The 18785-nt window shown below is 60.8% G+C and carries 17 protein-coding genes; all 17 read right to left on the reverse strand.

Features of this window, described 5'->3' with window-relative positions; all coding sequences use genetic code 11:
- Window positions 1-85: 85 nt before the first annotated feature.
- The 17 genes from entS to FE795_RS01445 all read right to left on the reverse strand — a co-directional run bounded on the left by entS (window position 86) and on the right by FE795_RS01445 (window position 18735).
- Entirely contained in the window at window positions 86-1336 is a 1251-nt protein-coding gene (entS, locus tag FE795_RS01365; RefSeq protein ID WP_219235469.1) for an enterobactin transporter EntS, read from the reverse strand.
- Window positions 1337-1339: 3 nt separating this feature from the next.
- Window positions 1340-5263, reverse strand: coding sequence for a non-ribosomal peptide synthetase (locus FE795_RS01370; protein WP_219235471.1), 3924 nt, complete (start codon window positions 5261-5263; stop codon window positions 1340-1342).
- Window positions 5264-5284: 21 nt separating this feature from the next.
- Window positions 5285-5530 (reverse strand): phosphopantetheine-binding protein, encoded by a 246-nt coding sequence (locus FE795_RS01375; protein WP_003804459.1) that lies wholly within the window; start codon window positions 5528-5530, stop codon window positions 5285-5287.
- Complete coding sequence (locus FE795_RS01380) at window positions 5527-7173, reverse strand: (2,3-dihydroxybenzoyl)adenylate synthase (RefSeq protein WP_003804457.1); 1647 nt, start codon at window positions 7171-7173, stop codon at window positions 5527-5529. Before FE795_RS01380 ends, FE795_RS01375 begins: the two co-directional genes overlap by 4 nt.
- A 41-nt stretch (window positions 7174-7214) precedes the next feature.
- Window positions 7215-7901, reverse strand: coding sequence for a 4'-phosphopantetheinyl transferase family protein (locus FE795_RS01385; protein ID WP_230406232.1), 687 nt, complete (start codon window positions 7899-7901; stop codon window positions 7215-7217).
- A 1-nt stretch (window position 7902) separates the two neighbouring features.
- Window positions 7903-8619, reverse strand: coding sequence for an ABC transporter ATP-binding protein (locus tag FE795_RS01390; RefSeq protein ID WP_131071195.1), 717 nt, complete (start codon window positions 8617-8619; stop codon window positions 7903-7905).
- Window positions 8616-9374 carry an ABC transporter ATP-binding protein gene (locus tag FE795_RS01395; RefSeq protein WP_003804451.1) on the reverse strand — a complete coding sequence of 253 codons (759 nt, stop codon included), beginning with the start codon at window positions 9372-9374 and terminating at the stop codon, window positions 8616-8618. Before FE795_RS01395 ends, FE795_RS01390 begins: the two co-directional genes overlap by 4 nt.
- Window positions 9371-10309, reverse strand: a complete 939-nt coding sequence (locus FE795_RS01400) for a branched-chain amino acid ABC transporter permease (RefSeq protein ID WP_003804450.1) — start codon at window positions 10307-10309, stop codon at window positions 9371-9373. The genes FE795_RS01395 and FE795_RS01400 overlap by 4 nt, the downstream gene beginning before the upstream one ends.
- Window positions 10310-11179, reverse strand: coding sequence for a branched-chain amino acid ABC transporter permease (locus tag FE795_RS01405; protein ID WP_039943940.1), 870 nt, complete (start codon window positions 11177-11179; stop codon window positions 10310-10312). It abuts the gene before it with no gap.
- 8 nt (window positions 11180-11187) lie between these two features.
- Complete coding sequence (locus FE795_RS01410; protein WP_230406233.1) at window positions 11188-12390, reverse strand: ABC transporter substrate-binding protein; 1203 nt, start codon at window positions 12388-12390, stop codon at window positions 11188-11190.
- Window positions 12391-12641: 251 nt separating this feature from the next.
- Window positions 12642-13103 carry a MarR family winged helix-turn-helix transcriptional regulator gene (locus FE795_RS01415; protein WP_059318470.1) on the reverse strand — a complete coding sequence of 154 codons (462 nt, stop codon included), beginning with the start codon at window positions 13101-13103 and terminating at the stop codon, window positions 12642-12644.
- A gap of 124 nt (window positions 13104-13227) precedes the next feature.
- Entirely contained in the window at window positions 13228-14040 is an 813-nt protein-coding gene (locus FE795_RS01420; RefSeq protein ID WP_230406234.1) for an ABC transporter permease, read from the reverse strand.
- Between the two features lie 4 nt (window positions 14041-14044).
- Complete coding sequence (locus FE795_RS01425; protein WP_219235473.1) at window positions 14045-14830, reverse strand: ABC transporter permease; 786 nt, start codon at window positions 14828-14830, stop codon at window positions 14045-14047.
- Window positions 14827-15591 (reverse strand): ABC transporter ATP-binding protein, encoded by a 765-nt coding sequence (locus FE795_RS01430; RefSeq protein WP_003804437.1) that lies wholly within the window; start codon window positions 15589-15591, stop codon window positions 14827-14829. Before FE795_RS01430 ends, FE795_RS01425 begins: the two co-directional genes overlap by 4 nt.
- A complete protein-coding gene (locus tag FE795_RS01435) occupies window positions 15588-16640 on the reverse strand; it encodes an ABC transporter substrate-binding protein (RefSeq protein WP_219235475.1) in 1053 nt (350 codons plus the stop codon). Before FE795_RS01435 ends, FE795_RS01430 begins: the two co-directional genes overlap by 4 nt.
- Window positions 16637-17653 carry a 3-hydroxybutyryl-CoA dehydrogenase gene (locus FE795_RS01440; protein WP_219235477.1) on the reverse strand — a complete coding sequence of 339 codons (1017 nt, stop codon included), beginning with the start codon at window positions 17651-17653 and terminating at the stop codon, window positions 16637-16639. Before FE795_RS01440 ends, FE795_RS01435 begins: the two co-directional genes overlap by 4 nt.
- A complete protein-coding gene (locus FE795_RS01445; protein WP_003804431.1) occupies window positions 17653-18735 on the reverse strand; it encodes an NAD/NADP-dependent octopine/nopaline dehydrogenase family protein in 1083 nt (360 codons plus the stop codon). The genes FE795_RS01440 and FE795_RS01445 overlap by 1 nt, the downstream gene beginning before the upstream one ends.
- Window positions 18736-18785 lie beyond the last annotated feature (50 nt).

Below are 18785 nucleotides of genomic sequence, written 5' to 3' on the forward strand. Positions count from 1 at the left end.
GATAAAGGTTCGGTCGACAAGACGGTCCATGCGGGAAGTCTTTCTACAGGCGTGCAGCAGACGTGGGTAGAGCAGAATCGGGGTCTTAGGCATGGGGCGGCCCATCCTGATTGCGGACCGAGCGCAGGCCCTGATTGAGCACGCCGAAACCACAGGCGACGGCGGCGCAGGCCAGTCCGCCAGCCGCGACGGCCACGGCTGGCCCCAGCAGGCGTGCCAGATAGCCCATCTGCAGATTGCCCAGTGCCTGACCCAGGGAGTATTGCGTCATCCACAGGCTGGAGACGCGGCCCAGCAGGTAGTCGGGGGTGTGGTGCTGCACCAGTGCCATGCGCATGATTTTGGAAATCGTATCGGCCGCGCCCATGATGGCCAGGCAAACCAGCGCCCATCCCAGGGACGCTTGCAGGGACAGTGCGGCAACGGCCAGACCCCACACCAGAACGGCGATCACGATGGCTGCGCCTGGGCGCGAGACCTGTCGGCACCAGCCGCTGGACAGCGCAGCCAGCGTTGCCCCCACCGCAGGAGCGGCGTAAAGGTAGCCGGTTGCCGTCGCTCCCATTTGCAAAATGGAGTCGCCCCACTCGGGCATCAGGGCAAGGGGAGTCGCCAGAATCAGGGCGGCTAGATCAATGAGCAGCAGAGCACGCAGCAGGGGGTGGGCGGCGACAAATGTCAGGCCGTCACGCAGGGATTGAAGTGCATTTTTCTGGGGCTGTTTGCCCGCTTGCGGCGGCAGCGGGGGCAGAGCGCGCAAGAGCAGGGGGGTGACGATGACCCCGCACAGCACAATCACATAGCAGAAAACCAGGCCGGGGCCAGAGATCAGGACGCCAGCCAGCGCGGGCCCAATAATGCCGCCCAGCTGCATAGCCAATCCGGAAAGAGCTGCCGCTGCTGCCAGTTTGTCACGACCGACCAGCGCCGGAGTGGCGGACATCATGGCCGGCACGCTGATGCCACCCGCGGCGCCGCCAATAGCGGCGGCTACGTAAATCAGCCAGATCTGGGGAGTGGGCAAGAGGGTGTTGAGCAAAAACAGCACGACGCTGATGATGTAGACACTGCGCGACCAGACCATCAGGCTGCGTCTGTCCAGACGGTCGGACAGAACTCCGCCGGCAATTAAGGCCAGCACCATGGGAGTGGCCATGGACACGGTCAGAAAGGCGACGGCGACACTGGATTTGCTCAGATCATAGAGCTGAACGCTGGCGGCCACCATCAACATGCCGGTGACCAGCACGGTGGCGGCACGGGCGAAGTAGGCAAAGCGAAATGCCCGGCTTTCGATCAGGGGTGAGATATCCAGAAAAAAACGTCTTACAGACATGGTTTATATATTGAGTTCAGGTTGGGCTTGTGCGTGTTCGGCACTTGCTATGGCCGTGTCCATTAGCGGAGCCATGACGGCCACGGCTTCAGTACCGGTCAAATGGGCGTGTAGGCAGGCGATGTCGTAGACCTCCAGCTGTTCTGCGTAAGGCTTCCACAAACCGGGATGCAATTGTGTGCCTGCGTGATCCAGCGCCGCGCGGAAATACAGCAGGGGGCCGTCATAGATGCGATGCTCGTGCAGGCGCACCAGGCGGTTATTGTTTTCCACCACCTGAAATACGCTGTCCAGACGCGTGTCGGGCAGCTCGGCCAGCGGGTGACCGCTGCGCTTGAGGAAATCCACCACACCCTGACGCGTCAGGGAAACGTCGGGCAAGCTGTCCGGATCATGGCCCGCAATATGTAGCAGCGCCTTGTAGATGGCGTTGGGCTCGGGCGCCGGCTCGTTACGCCACGCATCGCTGGGGTAGGCGTCCAGCAAGGACAACATGCCTACCAGTTGGCCGCGACGACGCAGCTCCACGGCCATGGCCTGAGCAATAATGCCGCCCACGGACCAGCCTGCCAGATGGTAAGGGCCCCTAGGCTGAACGTGCTCGATACGATCTACATATACCTTGGCCATGGCGTCCAGGCTGCCATCCAGGTCCAGCGAGGAGTCAGACAGCACGCTAGCCTGTAAACCATAAACAGCACGGCCTGGGGGCAGATGACGCGCCAGCGCGCCATAGCACCAGGACAAGCCACCGGCCGGGTGAATCACAAACAGTGCGGGCTGATCGTTCTGCCCCGGACGCAAGGTGATGAGAGGACCAAAACCATCGGCGGTTGCATTGCCTGACTGATCCAGATGTCTGGCCAGGCGCGCAATGGTGGGGTATTCAAAAATAGTGCCAATCGACACGGCCTGACCGCGTGCTTCACGCAGCAGCAAGGCCAGCTTAGCGGCCAGTAAGGAGTGCCCGCCCAGGGCGAAGAAGTCGTCGTCGGCGTAAAAGGCCTCGCTGCTTTCCAGCACGCTGGCGAAAGCGGCGGCGATCTGGTGTTGAGTGGCACCTTCCAGCGGCAAACCGGCTGCACGCACTTGCAGCGCAGGCACCGGCAGGGCCTTGCGGTCCAGCTTGCCGTTGGCCGTCACCGGCAAGGCGTCCAGGCTGATCCAGGCGCTGGGCACCATGTAGGACGGCAAGTGCTCGCCTACATAAGCGGCCAGTGTCTTGTCCGTGCATGGGCTGTCTGCTTGCGGCACCCAGTACGCCACAATGGCCATGTGTCCGGGTACATCTTCACGAGCGATAACGGCAACGTGTGCCACAGCGGGGTGACGGGCCAGCAGAGCTTCAATTTCTCCCAGCTCGATACGTTGACCACGCAGCTTGATCTGGTGATCGGAACGACCCAGGAAAACCACGGCACCATCCTCACGCCAGCGGGCTACATCGCCGGTGGCGTACATGCGTTGCCCATGCAGGGCATAGGGGTCGGGTACAAAGCGTTCTTCTGTCAGATCCGGGCGGCCCCAGTAGCCTTGTGCCAGCTGACGGCCAGCCAGGTACAGATGACCAGCCACACCGGGCGGTACAGGTCGCAACTGCTCGTCCAGGATGTACAGGGCCGTGTTCCACACGGGAAAGCCGATCGGAACAGGCTGGGAGTGGTCGTCACGCGAAGCGGGCCAGTAGGACACGTCCACGGCGGCTTCGGTGGGGCCATACAGATTGTGCAGTTCGGCATTCAGCAGAGAGTGGAAGCGGTCGCGGGTAGCGGCCGACAGCTCTTCTCCGCTGCAAAACACCAGACGCGGCGCCAGTCCACGAGCAACAGGCTCATCCAGAAAAGCATTGAGCATGGAGGGCACAAAATGCAGCACCGTGATGTGTTGTTCGCGGATCAGGCGGGCGATATGGGCCGGGTCGCGGTGTGCTTGCGGGGGCGCCACGACCAAGGTCGCGCCCGACAGGAAAGGCAGAAAGAACTCCCACACCGACACGTCAAAGGTGGCGGGGGTCTTTTGCAAAATGCGATCGCCGGCACCCATGCCGTAATGGGTTTGCATCCACACCAAACGGTTGACGATGGCGTCGTGGTTGACCAGCACGCCTTTGGGTGTGCCGGTAGAGCCGGAGGTGTAGATCAGGTAAGAGGGATCGTGCGGGCCTGCGGCGGTCCAGGCTTTTGCACTGCAAGCCTGTTCAGGCTGAGGAACCAGCAGGGAGGCGTTCAGCGTGCAATCGGGCTGGCCGACCAGCAGGCGCGGTTGAGCTGCCTGCAAGATGGTGTTCAGACGATCGGCAGGCTGGTCCAGATCCAGTGGCAAGTAGGCGGCCCCCGCGCGATGGATTGCGAGCAAGGACAGCACCAGCTCCATAGATCGGGGCAGGGCCACGGCCACGATATCGCCAGTTTGTACGCCTGCCAGACGCAGTTGCGCGGCCAGATTGGCCGTTTGCTCGTTGATCTGGGCGTAGCTCAGCTTCTTGCCTTCAAACTCCAGACCGGTTCGTTCCGGGTGGGCGACAAGCTGGGCCTGGATCAAGGCCCACAGCGTGGTTTCAGGAACCGGGTGAGCCGTCTGGTTGACGGCCTCAATCCAGTGATGATGTTCAGCATCGGTCAGGGTTGGTACGGCAGACAGGGTATCGGCCTGCAAAGCACGCAACAGGAATTGTTCCAGACGGACAAGATGGGTTTGAATCTGCTCGTCGGTGTACAAACGGGGGTTGGCTTCCACTTCCAAGCGCAGACCGCTGGCATCGGGTTGAGCGCGGAATGTGAAATTCAGATCTTCTACGGGCCCGGCGCACAGCACTGACTGGCTGGCACTCAGGCCCGCCTGCTCGTAGGGGGCGTCAAAGGGCAGCACGTTGATGATGGGGCCGTGCAGGCGGCGCATGCCTCCCAGCAAGCCCAGATCACGGCGCAGTTGCTCACTGCGATAACGACCATGACGACGTGCCTGGCGCAGTGCTTTGGCGACCTGGATCAGATACTGGTTTACAGGCAGGGATTCATCGATCTGCAGACGCAACGGGGCCACGTTCATGACCGTCGAAACAATGCGGGCGCTGATATGGCCCAGACGGCCCATCCAGGGCACGCCCACCGTGCATTCGTCCTGGCGGGTGTGACGGCGCACATAGGCGGCGGTCAGTCCCGTCAGAATGTCTGGCCAGCTGATGTCGCTGCTTTGTGCCAATGCTTGCAGGCTGGCCGTCAGCTCCGGTGTGACGGCGCTGCGTGCCAGCAGGAAATGATGGTCGCTCAAGGCCTGGGATTCGCTCAGGCTTTGTGCGGGTTGCGCATCGCTTAAGGTGTCCAGCCAGAACTGCCTGTCCTTGCTGCGGCGCTCGCTATCCCGATAGATTTGATCGTCATCTTGCAATAGAGTGAACGACTCCAGCTCATGCCCATGATCTTCACGGCCACTGAGCAAGGCCTGGTAGCGCTTGACCACACGCGTCTCGATCAATGCCATGCCATAGCCGTCCGCGGCCAGATGATGGATACGCTGATACCAAAGATGGTGCTTGGGCCCCAGCACAAACAGGATGTGTCGTGCCAGTGGTGCAACGGTCGGGTCCAGCGGAGTGCGCAGGTCGGCCATCAACAGGGTTTGGGCTTGTTCTGCACCATCGGCATGCGAGGACAGATCAACAACCTCCAGCTGAATCGGCTCTTGCGGGCGCAGATACTGGGCTGGGCCGTCGGGCGTATCGACCATGCGCAAGGTCAAGGCGTCGGCTTCTGCCAGCGTCAGATTGATGGCTCGGGCAAACAGCGCCGTGTCCAGCGCCGAATGAATATGCGTGCAGTGCCCGGTATTGAAAATCGGGTTAAGCGGGTCCAAACGCTGGGCGTACCAAAGACCTTCTTGTGCTTCGGTCAGGGGGCGCAATGGCAGTTCGGAAGGGGGGCTAAACATAAGCGTGTTGCAGTAAGAAAATCAGCGGCCGTTTTGTTGGGCACGCTCGATCAGCGACCACCATTGGCCCAGAGTGACCACGGAGGCCATTTCGGAAAATTCAATCGGCGCGCCCGCCTCGCGCCAGCGGGTGGCCAGGGTCATGACGCGCATGGAGTCCAGGCCCAGGTCGATCAGGTTGTCATCATCCAGAATGTCCTGGGGATCTTCGTGCAGCATGGCGGCAATATCGGCCCGCATGCGTTCCAGGGTAAGTGCTGTGCTCATGATTGCTCTTGTGTCGTGTTCTCGAGTTGTTCGCGCAGTTGGGCGCGCAGTTCCTTGCGGCTGATTTTCAAGGCCGCAGTTTCCATGAAACGATCCACAAACACGATCTGGTCCGGCACTTTGAAGTCGGCCAGACCGCGGCTGCGTATCCATTTCTTCAGTTCAATCGCGCGTGGTTTGTCATCCTTGGGGATGATGAAGGCACAGCTGCGCTCGCCCAGGAATTCGTCGGGCACCGATACCACGGCGGCGTCAAAGACTTGCGGGTGGGCCAGCAGATGATCTTCAATTTCCTCGGCGGAGATTTTTTCGCCCGCACGGTTGATATGGTCGGTGGCACGGCCCTGAACGATCAAATAGCCCTCTGGCGTCATGCGCACCACGTCGCCGGTGCGGTAAAAGCCGTCCTCGGTGAAGGAGCGGGCATTGGCCGACGGATTGTTGTAGTAAGCCCGGATCGTGTAGGGGCCACGAGTCAGCAGATAGCCAGGCTGGCCCGGGGCGACCGGATTGCCGTTGTCATCCACGATCAGTATTTCATCGTCCGGGCTGATAGGACGGCCCTGGGTGTTGATGATGATGTCCTGCGGATCGTCCAGGCGGGTGTAGTTCACCAGACCTTCGGCCATGCCAAACACCTGCTGCAAGGTCACGCCCAGCGTAGGGCGTACGCGTTTGGCCGCCTCGGCATTCAACTTGGCGCCGCCAACCTGAATGACTTTCAGCGAGTCCAGCCTGGCGTGGGTCTTGGTGGCCGCATCCATCCACAGCATCAGCAGCGGGGGGACCAGACTGGTGTCGGTCACGCCTTCGCGCTCGATCAGCTCAAAGCAAACGTCCGGGCTGGGGGCAGGACTGAGCACCACTTTGGCACCCGCATAGAGCGCACCCAGAAAGCCGGGCGAACTCATGGGGAAATTGTGTGCAATCGGCAAGGCGCCCAGGAACACACTGTTCTCGGTCAGACCGGCAATCTTGGCACTTTCGCGCAAGGTGTAGATGTAGTCGTCGTGCGTGCGGGGAATCAGCTTGGACAAGCCCGTGCTACCGCCCGAGATTTGCAGGAAAGCCACTTCGGAAGGCTGGGCCGCCGAGTCGGGCACGTCCACATCGGCCGCATGGCGTTGCAGTTGTTCCAGCGCGACAAATTCCTGAGCTTGGCCCACGATGTACACCTGCTCTACCTGAGGACAGCGCTCGCGCAGCTCGCGCACCAAAGGCAGATAATCAAAACCGGCATGCGTATCCACACCGATATAGGCGCGCGCCTGGGCAGTGTTGGCAAAGTGCTCGACTTCGGTAATGCGGTGTGCCGGCAAGACGTACACGGGCAGGAGACCTGCACGGAACAAGCCAAAGATAACGCTGACGAATTCAGGAATGTTGGGCAAGTGAACCAGAACCCGGTCGCCCTTGCGCAAACCGGCTTGCAGCAGGCCCGCCGCGATCTGGCTGGCGTACTGATCCAGCGCGCCGTACGTCCAGCGCTGGGTGCCGCCCACAATGGCTTCCCGCTCGGGGTGGCGTTGTGCTCGTGTGCGCAGCAAGGCGCCAAAGGTTTCCCCTTGCCAATGTCCTGCATCGCGGTATCGCTGGGCAAAGGCGTCAGGCCAAATTTGTTTAACAGGAATAGATGTCATCATGGTAATGAGAACTATTACATAAATAAGCAGGCTTGTCAGGTTTAGTCGTAGTCAGTCAGCTGGCTGTCAGGCAGTTGAGCGCTGTCCAGAAAGCGGATTGTCCAGGATGGAAAGGGAGTATTCAGGCAGACCGCAGCCGTGTAATTGGCGGCTGGCCGGCTGCTGTGTACGACCAGTCCCTGCAAGATGGGATGGGTGGATTGTACGGTGCAACCGCCCTGCGGGTGGGCGTTCAACCATAATTCTTGAGGCGGAATATGAAAGCCTGTTCCCGCATGCTTCAAGGCAGCTTCTTTGCCGCACCAGAGCGCGTAAAAGTCCAGATCGTTTTTTAGCCATGCACGTTCGGCGTGGACGCTGCAATGTTCTACCAGCCCGGCTCGCACGGGCAGCCGCATGGCTTCAATATCGACGCCTATGCTTTGATCGGCGATGCCCAACAACACGCGATCGCCGCTGTGCGACAGGCTAAAGTGCAGATCGGGGTTATCCAGATCCAGCACGGGCTTGCCATGCTCCAGGTTTTTGACAGGAACAGCGTGTGGCGCGCAGCCCAGCAGGGGAGCCAGAAAATGGCGCAAGGCACCGTGAGCCAGCAGGCTCAAGTGCTGGTCGGACTGGCGCTGGCGGCGGGCGATGGTGGCTCGCAGGCTGCCGGGAACCTGGTCCTGTAACCAGGATTCCAGGCCAGGGGCCAGGGGCAAGGACAGGCTATACACCGAGAACATGTCAAAGGCCCAAATGGCGTTGCAGCAGTGCGGCATCCTGACGCAACTGGGCCGCAGGGCCGTCGTAGACCAGATGGCCGTGGCCCAGCAGCAAGGCACGATCGGCCAGCTCCAGGGCCAGGCTCAGATTCTGCTCGGCAATCAGCACGGTAATGCCTTGTTGGTTCAAGGATTGCAGTTGGGGCAGCAAGGTATCTTGAATGGTCATGGGGGCCAGGCCCTCGCTAGGTTCGTCCAGAATAATCAGGGAAGACTGCGTCAGCAGGGCACGGGCCAGAGCCAATAACTGACGCTCGCCCCCGCTGAGTGCAGAGCAGGAGGATTGGCGACGCTCGTACAGCCGCGGCATGCCGTCGTAAATGCGTTCCAACGTCCAGCGGTCCTTGGTTTGCGGACGATGGGCCAGGCCAGCCAGACGTAGACTTTCCTGCACGCTCAACGTCGGGAAGCGCCCCCGCCCCTGCGGCACCAGGGCCATGCCCAGCAGGGCGATGCGGTACGTGGGCATGCCTTCAATGTCCTGACCCAGCACCTCAATCTGACCTTGCCACATGGGGCCCATATTGAACAAACAGTTCAGCAGGCTGGTCTTGCCCGCGCCATTGCGGCCCAGCAAGGCCACGCTTTGCCCGACGGGAATGGACAGATTGATGTCGTGGAGGATGTCTGCCCGATCGTAATGGGCCGTCAGGCCGGAGATGCTCAGTGCGTTTTTCATACCGTCTCCAACGCCAGTTCGCCTAAATAGGCCTGTCGCGCACCCGCGTGCTGGCGCACGGCCTCGGGCGTATCGCAGGTCAGCAACATGCCGCCGGACAGCACGGCAATACGGTCACATTCTTGAAAAACAATATCAATATCGTGGCTGATCAGCAGCACGGCACATTGACCCCGCCTGGCATGGACCAGTGCCATGACGTCACGAGACTCGGATTCGGACAGGCCGGCGGTAGGCTCATCCAGCAAGAGTACGCGGGGTTGCTGAGCCAGGGCAATCAGTACATCCAGAATGCGCTGTTCACCATAAGACAGTGCGCTGGCCAGTTGATGGCCGCGGCCGGCCAGCGCGCTGTGTTCCAGCAGCGCCTGGGCTGCGTGCTGGCTGGCGGCACGGGCCGCTTTGCGTCCCCACCACTGGTAGCCACAGTCTTTCTTGATGCGTACTGCCAGGCTCAGGTTTTGCAGCAAGGTCAGCTCGGGGAAGATCCGGCTGGTCTGAAAGCTGCGCACCAGACCTTGACGAGCCCGCTCAATGGGGCCCAGGCTGCGCAGATCCTGGCCTTGTAGCAACACCTGGCCGCCTGTGGGGCGGGTAAGCCCGCTGATGATGTTGAACAGCGTGGTTTTACCCGCGCCATTTGGGCCAATCAAACCCAGCGTTTCGCCGGCGCGTAGTTCCAGACTGACGTCAGTCAGAATAGAGAGGCCGCCTACCTGCAGGGCCAGTTCGCGAGTGCTCAGTAAAACGCTCATGCAGACCTCTTGCGTCGTTCCGCCAGCCCATGGGGCATGAACAGAACCGTCAGCACAAAGATCAAACCCACCAGCAACTGCCACCGATCGGTATAGGAGCTCAGGTAGGTCTGGGCAAACAGATAGAACGTAGCGCCGATGAATGCGCCGCGCCAGGTACGTATGCCACCGATCACGCCCATGATGATCAGCGTGGCCGAGAAGCTCCAATGCACCTGCTGCGGGCTGACGTACTGATTCGCAAAGGGATACAGCCCGCCAGCGGCACCGGCTATCGCACCTGCAATCATGAATGTGTAGAGGCGGATACGCCATGCCTGATAACCCAGGGCGGCCATCCGCAAAGGCTGGTCGCGCAGACCAGTCAAGGCCAGACCGATAGGAGCGCGGCTAAATGAGCGCAGCAACAACCAGCAGATGATAGCCAGCAGCAGGGCCAGAACCATCAAGGTATAGGGGGCGCTCAAGGGCAGTTCGCCCAGGCTCAGACGCGGGAAACCGCGCAGGCCATCGGCGCCGCCGGTGACATCCCGCCAGCGAAACGCCACTTCCCAAATCAGTTGACCGGTAACGAGCGTGGCTACCATGAAGAACAGTTCGGAGCTGCGCAGGCTGATCAGTGCCATCAATATGGACAGCAAAGTGCCTGCCGCCATGCCGACCAGAAGCATCAGGGGCAGGGATGCGCCCCAATACTGACTGCTGATGGCCGTGGCGTAGGCAGCAAAGCCAAAAACGGCGCCATGTCCCAGAGAGACCAGTCCCCCATAACCGATCAGCAGATTGATGCTGAGCACGGCGCAGCCGATCAATAGGGCTTCGGTGCCAAAGCGCCATAGAAACGGGTCGCCCCAGGCATGGCTGCTGAGTACGAACAGGCAGGCCAGGGCGGGCCAAAGTCCAGTGCGCAGCCGGTGAATGTTGAGCGTGTTCATTTAAACCTGTCGGGTAGCGGACTTGCTCAGGCCGTTGGGCCAGCACAGCAATAGACCCAGCATCACGGCCAAGGTGGCGGCGTTGGCAAAGGCTGGGACCCAGACGCGTGCGAAGGTGGTGACAAAGCCCAGGATCAGTGCGCATAGCAAGGTGCCGCGCACTGAGTTCAGGCCACCAATGACCACAACCAGCAAGGCCAGCAACAGGATTTCTTCATCCAGACCGGGGTAGACCGACAGCATGCCTGCCCCCAACGCCCCGCCCAAGCCCGCCAGAGCGGCAGACAGGGCCATGCCGATGGCGAACAGGCGGCGCGAGTTCAAGCCCAGGGTTTCGACGATCTGCGCATCGTGCACACAAGCGCGAATGGCCGCGCCCCAGAGGGTGCGATCCAGCAGAAACCAGAACAGCAAGGCCAGCGTCAGGCCTGTGACGATCAGAAACAGGCGGTAGGTGGGAAAAGGCAGTCCCAAGATCCACACTCCGCCCCGCAGCACGTGTGGCAGCATGGGCGATAGCGTGTCGGCGCTGAAACCCCAGCGCATCAGGTCCGCCAGAATGACGGACAGGCCGTAAGTCAGCAGCACCTGCATCAAGTGGGTGCGCTGATAAAAGCGGCGAAAGGGGAAGCGATCCAGCAAGAAACCCATCAGGCCGCACAGGGCAAAGGCGGCGGGAAAAGCCAGCCACCAGGGCGCGCCCGAAGCCAGCCACTGGACGCTGATATAGCCGCCCAGCAAAAAAAAGGAGCCATGCGTCAGGTTGATGAAGTTCATCAGGCTGAGCACCAAGGACAGGCCCAGCCCTGCCAGCATCAGCAGGGCTGAAAAAGACAGGGCATTGAGGATTTGGAGCAGAAAGTAAGACAAGGCGGAGCTCAAGAACGTGGGCCGGGGTCCTGGATGCGCTGGTAAGTGTGAACCACGGTGTTAAACGGGCGGCCCTGGTCGTCTTGTTCAACCCGGTTGACGTAAATGTCCAGAATTGACTGGTTGTTGCGCGGGTCAAACGCCATGGGGCCAAAGGCGGTGTGGATTGGCTGATCCAGCAGGGCTTGTTTGAAGGCGGCCTTGTTGGACAGATCGCCCTTGACCGCTTCCAGCCCTGCCTGGATGACCTGGCCGGTGACGTAACCGGCGGTGCTGGCCTCGCCGGGCAAGCGTCCCCGGCTGGCCTGGTAGGCGGCCACAAATTCCTGGGCCGCTGCCGCGCCTGGCGATTGGTGAAACGTGCTGACTCCTCCCAGGGCGGCCTTGCCGACCGTGGCAATTACGTCTTCTTGGTCATACAAGGCACCGGGGCCGACAATCTGGATTTTGCCGTGCAGCTGATAGTCCTGCATTTGCTGATGGAAGCGAACCGCATCAGCACCGGCCAGAAAGGTGTATACGAAGCGGGGGTTGCTGGCGGCCAGATTCATCAGGATAGGCGCGAAGTCCGGCGTACCCAAGGGGGTCCAGATGCGCTCCCCCAGGGTGCCACCCTGCTCCTGGTAGGTCTTGGCAAAATCTTCAATGTATTCGCGGCCTGCGGTGTAGTCCGAGCCCAGGGTGATGCCGCCGGATTTCTCGATCTGCTCAAAGGTCCACAAGGCGCCGGTGTGACCCAGCATCCAACTGGTTTTGGTGGGACGAAAGACGTAAGGGCTGGCTGCCCCCCGGGCCAGATCATTGGCTGCCGCATTGGAGATGAAGGTTGGCAGTTGGGCATCATGCACGATGTCACGAATGGCCAGCGCGATATTGGCGCTGATCACCCCGCCCAGAATATCGATCTGGTCGCGCTCGATCAGCTTGCGTACTTTACGGATGGCTTCGTCCGGCTTGCCGTGGTCATCTTCGACCAGCAATTGAACCTGGCGTCCGCCCATTTCGTAATTGCACTGTTTCAGCAACAACTCCAGGCCAGCCCGCATGCTTTCTCCCAAGGAGGCAAAGGGGCCGGACAAAGAGGTCAGCAAGGCAATTTTCAAGGGGCCGTCTTGCGCGCGAAGCAGGCGAGGGACGCCAAAGAGCAAAGGACCGGCCGCCGCGGCCAGCAATAGCCGACGACGTTCAGCGCGCGTAGGGGAAAGAGTCACGAGATCTTGTTTCCGTAAGAGAGCCACGGTTGCCTGGCAGGACATCTCAGGCGGGTGACTGCGATACTAAATGTTAATCATTATCATTTTATGGGCTTTTTACCGGTAAATAAAGGCTCCTTCAGGATGAAGGACGATTTCAAGTCTGGTTCACCGGCCGGACATGGCCTGTTTTTGAAGAAGGCGCAGTAGCCTGGGCATAAAAAAAGCGTCTACCTGGACGCTGGGGTGAAGCAAGGCAAGCACTGACCTTAGGGCGTCGCCCCGTTGATATTGGCGCGAATGCGGTTGAGAAATTGGCGCAGTAGGGCGAGCTCCTCAACCGAAAAGCCTTGAATGGCACGGTGATGAATGTCCAGCGCGGCAGGCAGGACGCGCAGAAAATGCTGTCGACCCTGTTCATGCAGATGGATGAGCACGCGACGCTGATCCAGCGGATCAGCCTGGCGCGACAGGTGACCGGCGTTTTCCATAACGACCAGGGCGCGTGACAACGTAGTTTGATCCACGTCGGTGTATTGCGCCAGGGTGCTGACGCCCAAGCCATCGGTTTCATTCAGAAAAGCCAGTACCCGCCAATGCAGCAGAGTCAGGTCATGGCTGCGCAGCAAGGTCTGAAAGTCGGCATTCAAGGCCGAGGTGCTGCGATTGAGCAGATAGGGGATGAAGGTATCGTGCCCGGTATAGGCGTCGGTCAGAGGGCGGCTGGCCATAGTGAAGCGGCTTCCTTGAGGCAAAAAAAAGCAGGCTACCCGTTCTGAGTGATTGAGTCAGCCTGCGAAAACCCGGCCAGCGCTGCAAGGTGGCCGGGCAAGTGGTCAGTTCAGTCTTGATGGGTTAGTTCGTATGATCCACTTTGTGCTGTAAAGCGGCAATGGTCAGGTTCAGTGCGAAGCCCAGCACGCAGATCCAGACCAGGGGGACAAACATATCAATCGTGCGGTAGCTGCGTGCAGCGGCGGTCAGCATATGGCCCAGCCCGTCGGTAGAGGCAATCATCTCGGCCAGAAAGACCACCACGCAGGCAATGACACCGGCTACTCGCACGCCGGCCAGCACGGTCGGGCTGATGGCAGGCAAAATGATTTTCCACAAACAGGCACTGCGGGATGTCCCCGCGGCACGGGCAGACCAGATCAGCTTGCGGTCCACCGTCTGCGCTGCCACCCAACTGGCCATCAGCACTGGGAAAATTGCATCCGAGACCACCAGTGCGATTTTCGATGAGCTTTCAAACCCCATGATGAGAATCAGCGCCGGATAAAGGGCGATTTTGGGAATAGGGGCCAGCAGACGGATCAGGGCATCGAGCAGAAAGGAGCTCCAGCGCGTCAGTTGAGCTGTCAGCGCCAGGCTTACACCGACCACGCAGGCGATCAGCAAACCACTGAGCAGGCGGTAGATCGTCATGCTCAGGTTGTGCCAGAAGTCGGCCTGAGCGGCCAGCTCCAGCACCCGCAAAAAAATGGCGGAGGGGGCTGGCAACAACTGCGGGCTGACCCAGCCCGAGCGAGTGCACAGTTCCCAGACTATCAGCATCAAGGCCGGACTGATGCACAAAGACAGTCCGGTCCAGTCCCGGCGTTTGGCCGGGCGGCTTGGAGTAGAACGCCTAGCGTGTTCCGCTGAGGCAAGGGTTTTAGTGGTCATGGCGTCATCCTTTGTCCATCAGGCTTTGGGTGGAGTCATGCCAACGCGTGCAGCGTTTGCGAACAAACTCGAACAGGGCGTCGCAGACAATGCCCAGTACGGCAAGCAGCATGATGACGGCATACACGGTGGAGTACTGCGCCATATCCATGGAGGTGAACAGCAGATTGCCTATGCCTTCCTGGCGCGCGATCATCTCGGAGGACACCATCACGATCAGCGCCATGACCACCCCCACGCGGCAGCCAATCATGACTTCAGGCAAGGAGGCGGGCAGCACGATCTTGCCCAGCCGCGCCAGCGGCCCCATGCCCATGGATTGGGCCACCCAGATCAGCTTGGGCTCGATACGGCTTGCGCCGTGATAGCTGTGATAGAGCAAGGGCAAGGACACCCCCAGCGCGATGACCAGAATTTTGGAAAAGTCACCCAGCCCGAACCACAGCATCAAAATCGGCATCAAGGCCGCTTTAGGCATGGGGTAGGCCAAGGCTACCAAGGGATAGAAGGCGGTATAGACCAGGCGACTGCGGCCCATGGCCAGACCCAGCGGTACTGCTACCAGCAGCGCCAGGGCGTAACCGGCAAACATGCGGCCTATCGATTGCAGGATAGCCGACCAGGCCATCGGGTCGCTGATCAGGGCCGGTACCTCATGCAGGGCTGCCCAGGGGCTGGGGAAAGAGTCCAGCCCCACCCAGCGGGCCAAGCCCGCCCAGACCAGCAGCACCAGGATGGCCGCCATGACCAGGCAGGCCCAGCGATGTTCATACCAGTGCTGGGGCGTCATGGATGGGCCTCCGCCATCAGGGATTGCTCCAGACGGATAATGGTTTCCTGATAGACCGGATTGCGTAGCAGTTCACTGCGGATACGGGGGCGGGGCAAGTCGATCTCCACCACCTCCTTGATGCGGCCGGGCGAGCCCGTCATGACAATGACGGTGTCGGACAGAAATACTGCCTCGTCCACGCCGTGCGTCACGAATACCACGGTATTGCGCAACTGCTCCCACAGACTGAGCAGTTCCGTTTGCAGGGTGACGCGGGTGTGGGCATCCAGTGCCCCGAAGGGCTCATCCATCAGCAGGATGTCCGGCTCATAGGCCAGGGTGCGGGCGATGGCTGCGCGCTGACGCATGCCGCCGGACAGTTCACGCGGATAAAAGGAGGCGTATGGCCCCAGCTTGACTTTGTCCAGCCATTCGCTGGCACGCTGTTCGGCCTGCGCCTTGGGCATGCCTTGCTCACGCATGCCGTAGGCCACGTTTCCCAGGACGGTTTTCCAGGGAAACAGCGCGTACTCCTGAAACACCGGGCCGCGGTCCGGGCCCGGGCCGGTAATGGGCTTGCCCTTGACGCGAATCTGTCCGCTGGAGCAGGACTCAAAGCCCCCCAACATATAGAGCAGAGTGCTTTTGCCACAACCGCTGGGGCCCAGAATAGAAACAAAACGCCCTGCCGGAATGCTCAGGGCGATGTCCTGCAGGGCGGTGTGGCTGCGGCCCTGCCGGGTGTTGAAGGTTTTGCCGACACCATCCAGTTCAATCATGGTGTTGCCTCGCGTAAATCAGCCCGGTAGAAGTCCTGCACGTTCAGCGCTTTTTTCAGGAAGCCGGCCTGGTGATAGCGATCGTAGGTCCCCTGAATCGATTCCAGATTGGGCTGCATGTCCGGGACACGTGCAAAGTCCTGGTCGGTGAACAGGTACTGCGCCAGCAGGTCCTTGGGCGCACGGGTGATCTGGGCGGTTACATCCACCGCCAGTGAGGGATCTTTGCTGAGCATGCCCATGGCCGCTTTCAAATCCTGCACGTAGGCACGTACCACTTCGGGGGTGGCGTCGCTATAGGCTTTGCTGCAGGCTTCGAAAATCTGTACGGATGGGCTGGCCACTTCGGACAGGGAAAACAGCTTGCGCAAGCCACCTTTCTTCTCGTTCAGCAGGGCAAAGGGCTGGGCCATGGGACCGGCATCAATGCGGCCGCTGCGAATGGCGTCGGCGGCAGGCGGAAAGCCCGTTTCAACGATTTTCACGTCCTTGTCCGGGTCAATGCCGTTCTGACGCAGCCACAGCAGCATGTCAAAGTACACGCCCGCCCCGTAGGCATTGGTGCCGATGACCTTGCCTTTCAGGTCCGCCGCGGTCTTGATCGGGCTGTCGTCCTTCACGGCCCAGTAGACGGAGAAGTGATCATCGTCCGAGTGCACGTGCTGGGCCACGATATAGGCTTCCAGACCGCTTTCAATCGCACCATTGGCCAGCGACATGGGGGCCATGGTGGAACATTCCAGCACACCGGCCCGCATGGCTTGCACCATGGGGGAGGTGCCCTGGAACTGTGTCCACTGGATCTGGTATTTTTTGCCTAATTGTGGAAACAGCTCGGGGCGCTTGGCCATCAGATACTTGGCTTCCTCGCCCGGAATGGTCCAGCCTACCCGTAGGGTGGGGACTTCCTGAGCCTGGCTCAGACCATGACAGCTCATCAGGGCAAACAGCAAGGCAGCGGTTTTTTTCATCGTCGGGCTGCCCCAGGATGAAAAGCGCCCTCCTGGAGGGCAGCAAGCCGAAGGCGCAGCGTGGGAGTCTTTTTTCATTCCTGTGTCTCCTTGGCAAAGTGCTCGGCGTGGGCGGGGGCCAGGCCGATGTGATCCAGCATGCCCAGTACGCGGGCCAGCACGTCGCGTCGATAGGCGGGCTGCTGGTCCACTGGGTACTCGTGAAAGCCCTGTCCGCTGCGCAGACCGTTGCGTCCACTTTCCATATAACGGGTGATGATGTCGGGAACGGCGTAGCGCTCCGGGTCCAGGTTCTGCGACAGGTACTGGCCGGCGTGGTACAGAATGTCGTTGCCGCCATAGTCGATGAACTCGAGCACGCCGATGCTGGCAAAGCGGAAACCCAGACCGTAGCGGGTGGCTTTATCAATATCGGCGGCGCTGGCCACGCCTTCCTCAACCATGCGGGCCGCCTCATTCATGATGAGGGTCTGCAGGCGTGGCACGATGAAGCCGGGATGGCAGCCGCAGACCACGGGGACTTTCCCGATGGACTCCAGATTGCTTTGCAGACGGCTCAAGGTCTGTTCGCTGGTGCCGGGGTGGGCACTGATTTCCACCAGAGGAATCAGGAATGCCGGGTTGAGCCAGTGGGCATTGAGAAAACGCTCGGGGTGACTGAGCATGGGGGCCAGGTCGGAGGCCAGCATGGTGGAGGTCGTGGAGGCGATCAGCGCCTCGGGCCGGGCCAGTTCGCCAATGCGGCCCAGTGCGTCAGCCTTGGCCTCGCGGGTTTCGGGCACGCCTTCGTAAATCAGGTCTGCCTGGCCCAGCACCTGGGCCGCGTCGTTTAACGGGGCGATGCTGATGCAGGCCAGATAGTCGTCAATCTGCTGGGCTGCGAACATGCCCAGCTCGGCCAACTGCTCCAGCGTGGCGCCTAACTCCTGGCGTATGTCGGCTTCCAGACGGGTGCGATCAGCAGGCTGACGGGGTTTGAAGTCCAGCAAGGTCACGGCGTGGCCGCGCAGCGCATAGGCCAGGGCAATGCCCCGCCCCATGCGACCTGCGCCCACCGCAACGATACTTTTGATCGGGGCGGGCGCGTTCATCAGGCTCTCCCGGCGTGCAGCATGGCTTGCAGTTGTTCGCGGTTCATCGTGTCCAGACCCAGGCTGGCCAGGGTGCGCCGGCCTTGACGCAGGTCTTCGCCCACGATGGCTCCGGCAATGGCCAGCAAGCCTTTGGTGACGGGGGCGTCCACACCGGCCCAATCGGCGACGGACGCAAAGAACGCCAGGCCCAGCATGGTGTCTTCCCGCATGTAGCGGTGCTCTTGCAGGTCGATCTTCTCGCGCCAGTCGCCGCTTTTCACCAGCTTGGAGTGCGAGGAACGGTCGCCATACATCCACTGATCGTTCTCGTAATGGTCAGACAGAGGGAAATGCGGGGCACCGTAGCCCAGCGCTTCACGAATGCGCATGCGCTCATTGTCCAGTTGCGTTGTTACCGCGCGCACCGAGGGCTGGGTGCCTTCGTTGTGGATATCCCAGGCCGGGAAATGCTCCAGCGGGCCGGCATTCATCATGATCAGTGGCGGGTGGATGATGGGGCCGGCATTCATCAGCGCGCCGGACAGGGCATCTTCGCAGCGCTCCACGCTGGGGAACACCTTGCCAATCACCGCCAGGGCGTGGTCGGTATTGCGGGCTGGGTAGACGCCGGTAGGCAAGCGGGTGGCGCGGGTAGTGATGTTGATGACGGTATCGCCATGCTTGCGGGCCAGCCAGGGCAGCGTGCCGGTTTCCGCCCAGCTGACATCGGCCTTGTTGCCGGTGCCGCGCACGATCTCGCTCATGATGAAAGAGCCAAACGTGCCGGGGGGCAGGAACACCACCTGGCCGTCTGTCAGGTGCGGAGCCATGGCGCGGGCAATATCTTCCTGGGCGATCGCAGGTGACGGGATCAGCACCAGATCGGCACCGGCGATGGCCTCGCCAATATCGGCGCAGATCTTGGCAATGGGGATTTCACGCTCGCCTGCTTCGTCTTTCAGCGTCATGACCGGACGGTCCAGCAAGGGCTGCAACTGAGCCGTATCCCGACGCCACAAACGGACCTCGTGACCCTGTTCGCTCAAGTCGGCTGCTGCCGCGTAACAACCGTGTCCGCCACCTAATACCGCTACCTTCATAATCTGTCTCCCATCTCTTTTGTAATTTCTATGCACTTGCATATAAATAC

Origin of the sequence: Alcaligenes ammonioxydans (assembly GCF_019343455.1) — a bacterium.
GTDB classification, from domain to species: Bacteria; Pseudomonadota; Gammaproteobacteria; order Burkholderiales; family Burkholderiaceae_B; genus Alcaligenes; species Alcaligenes ammonioxydans.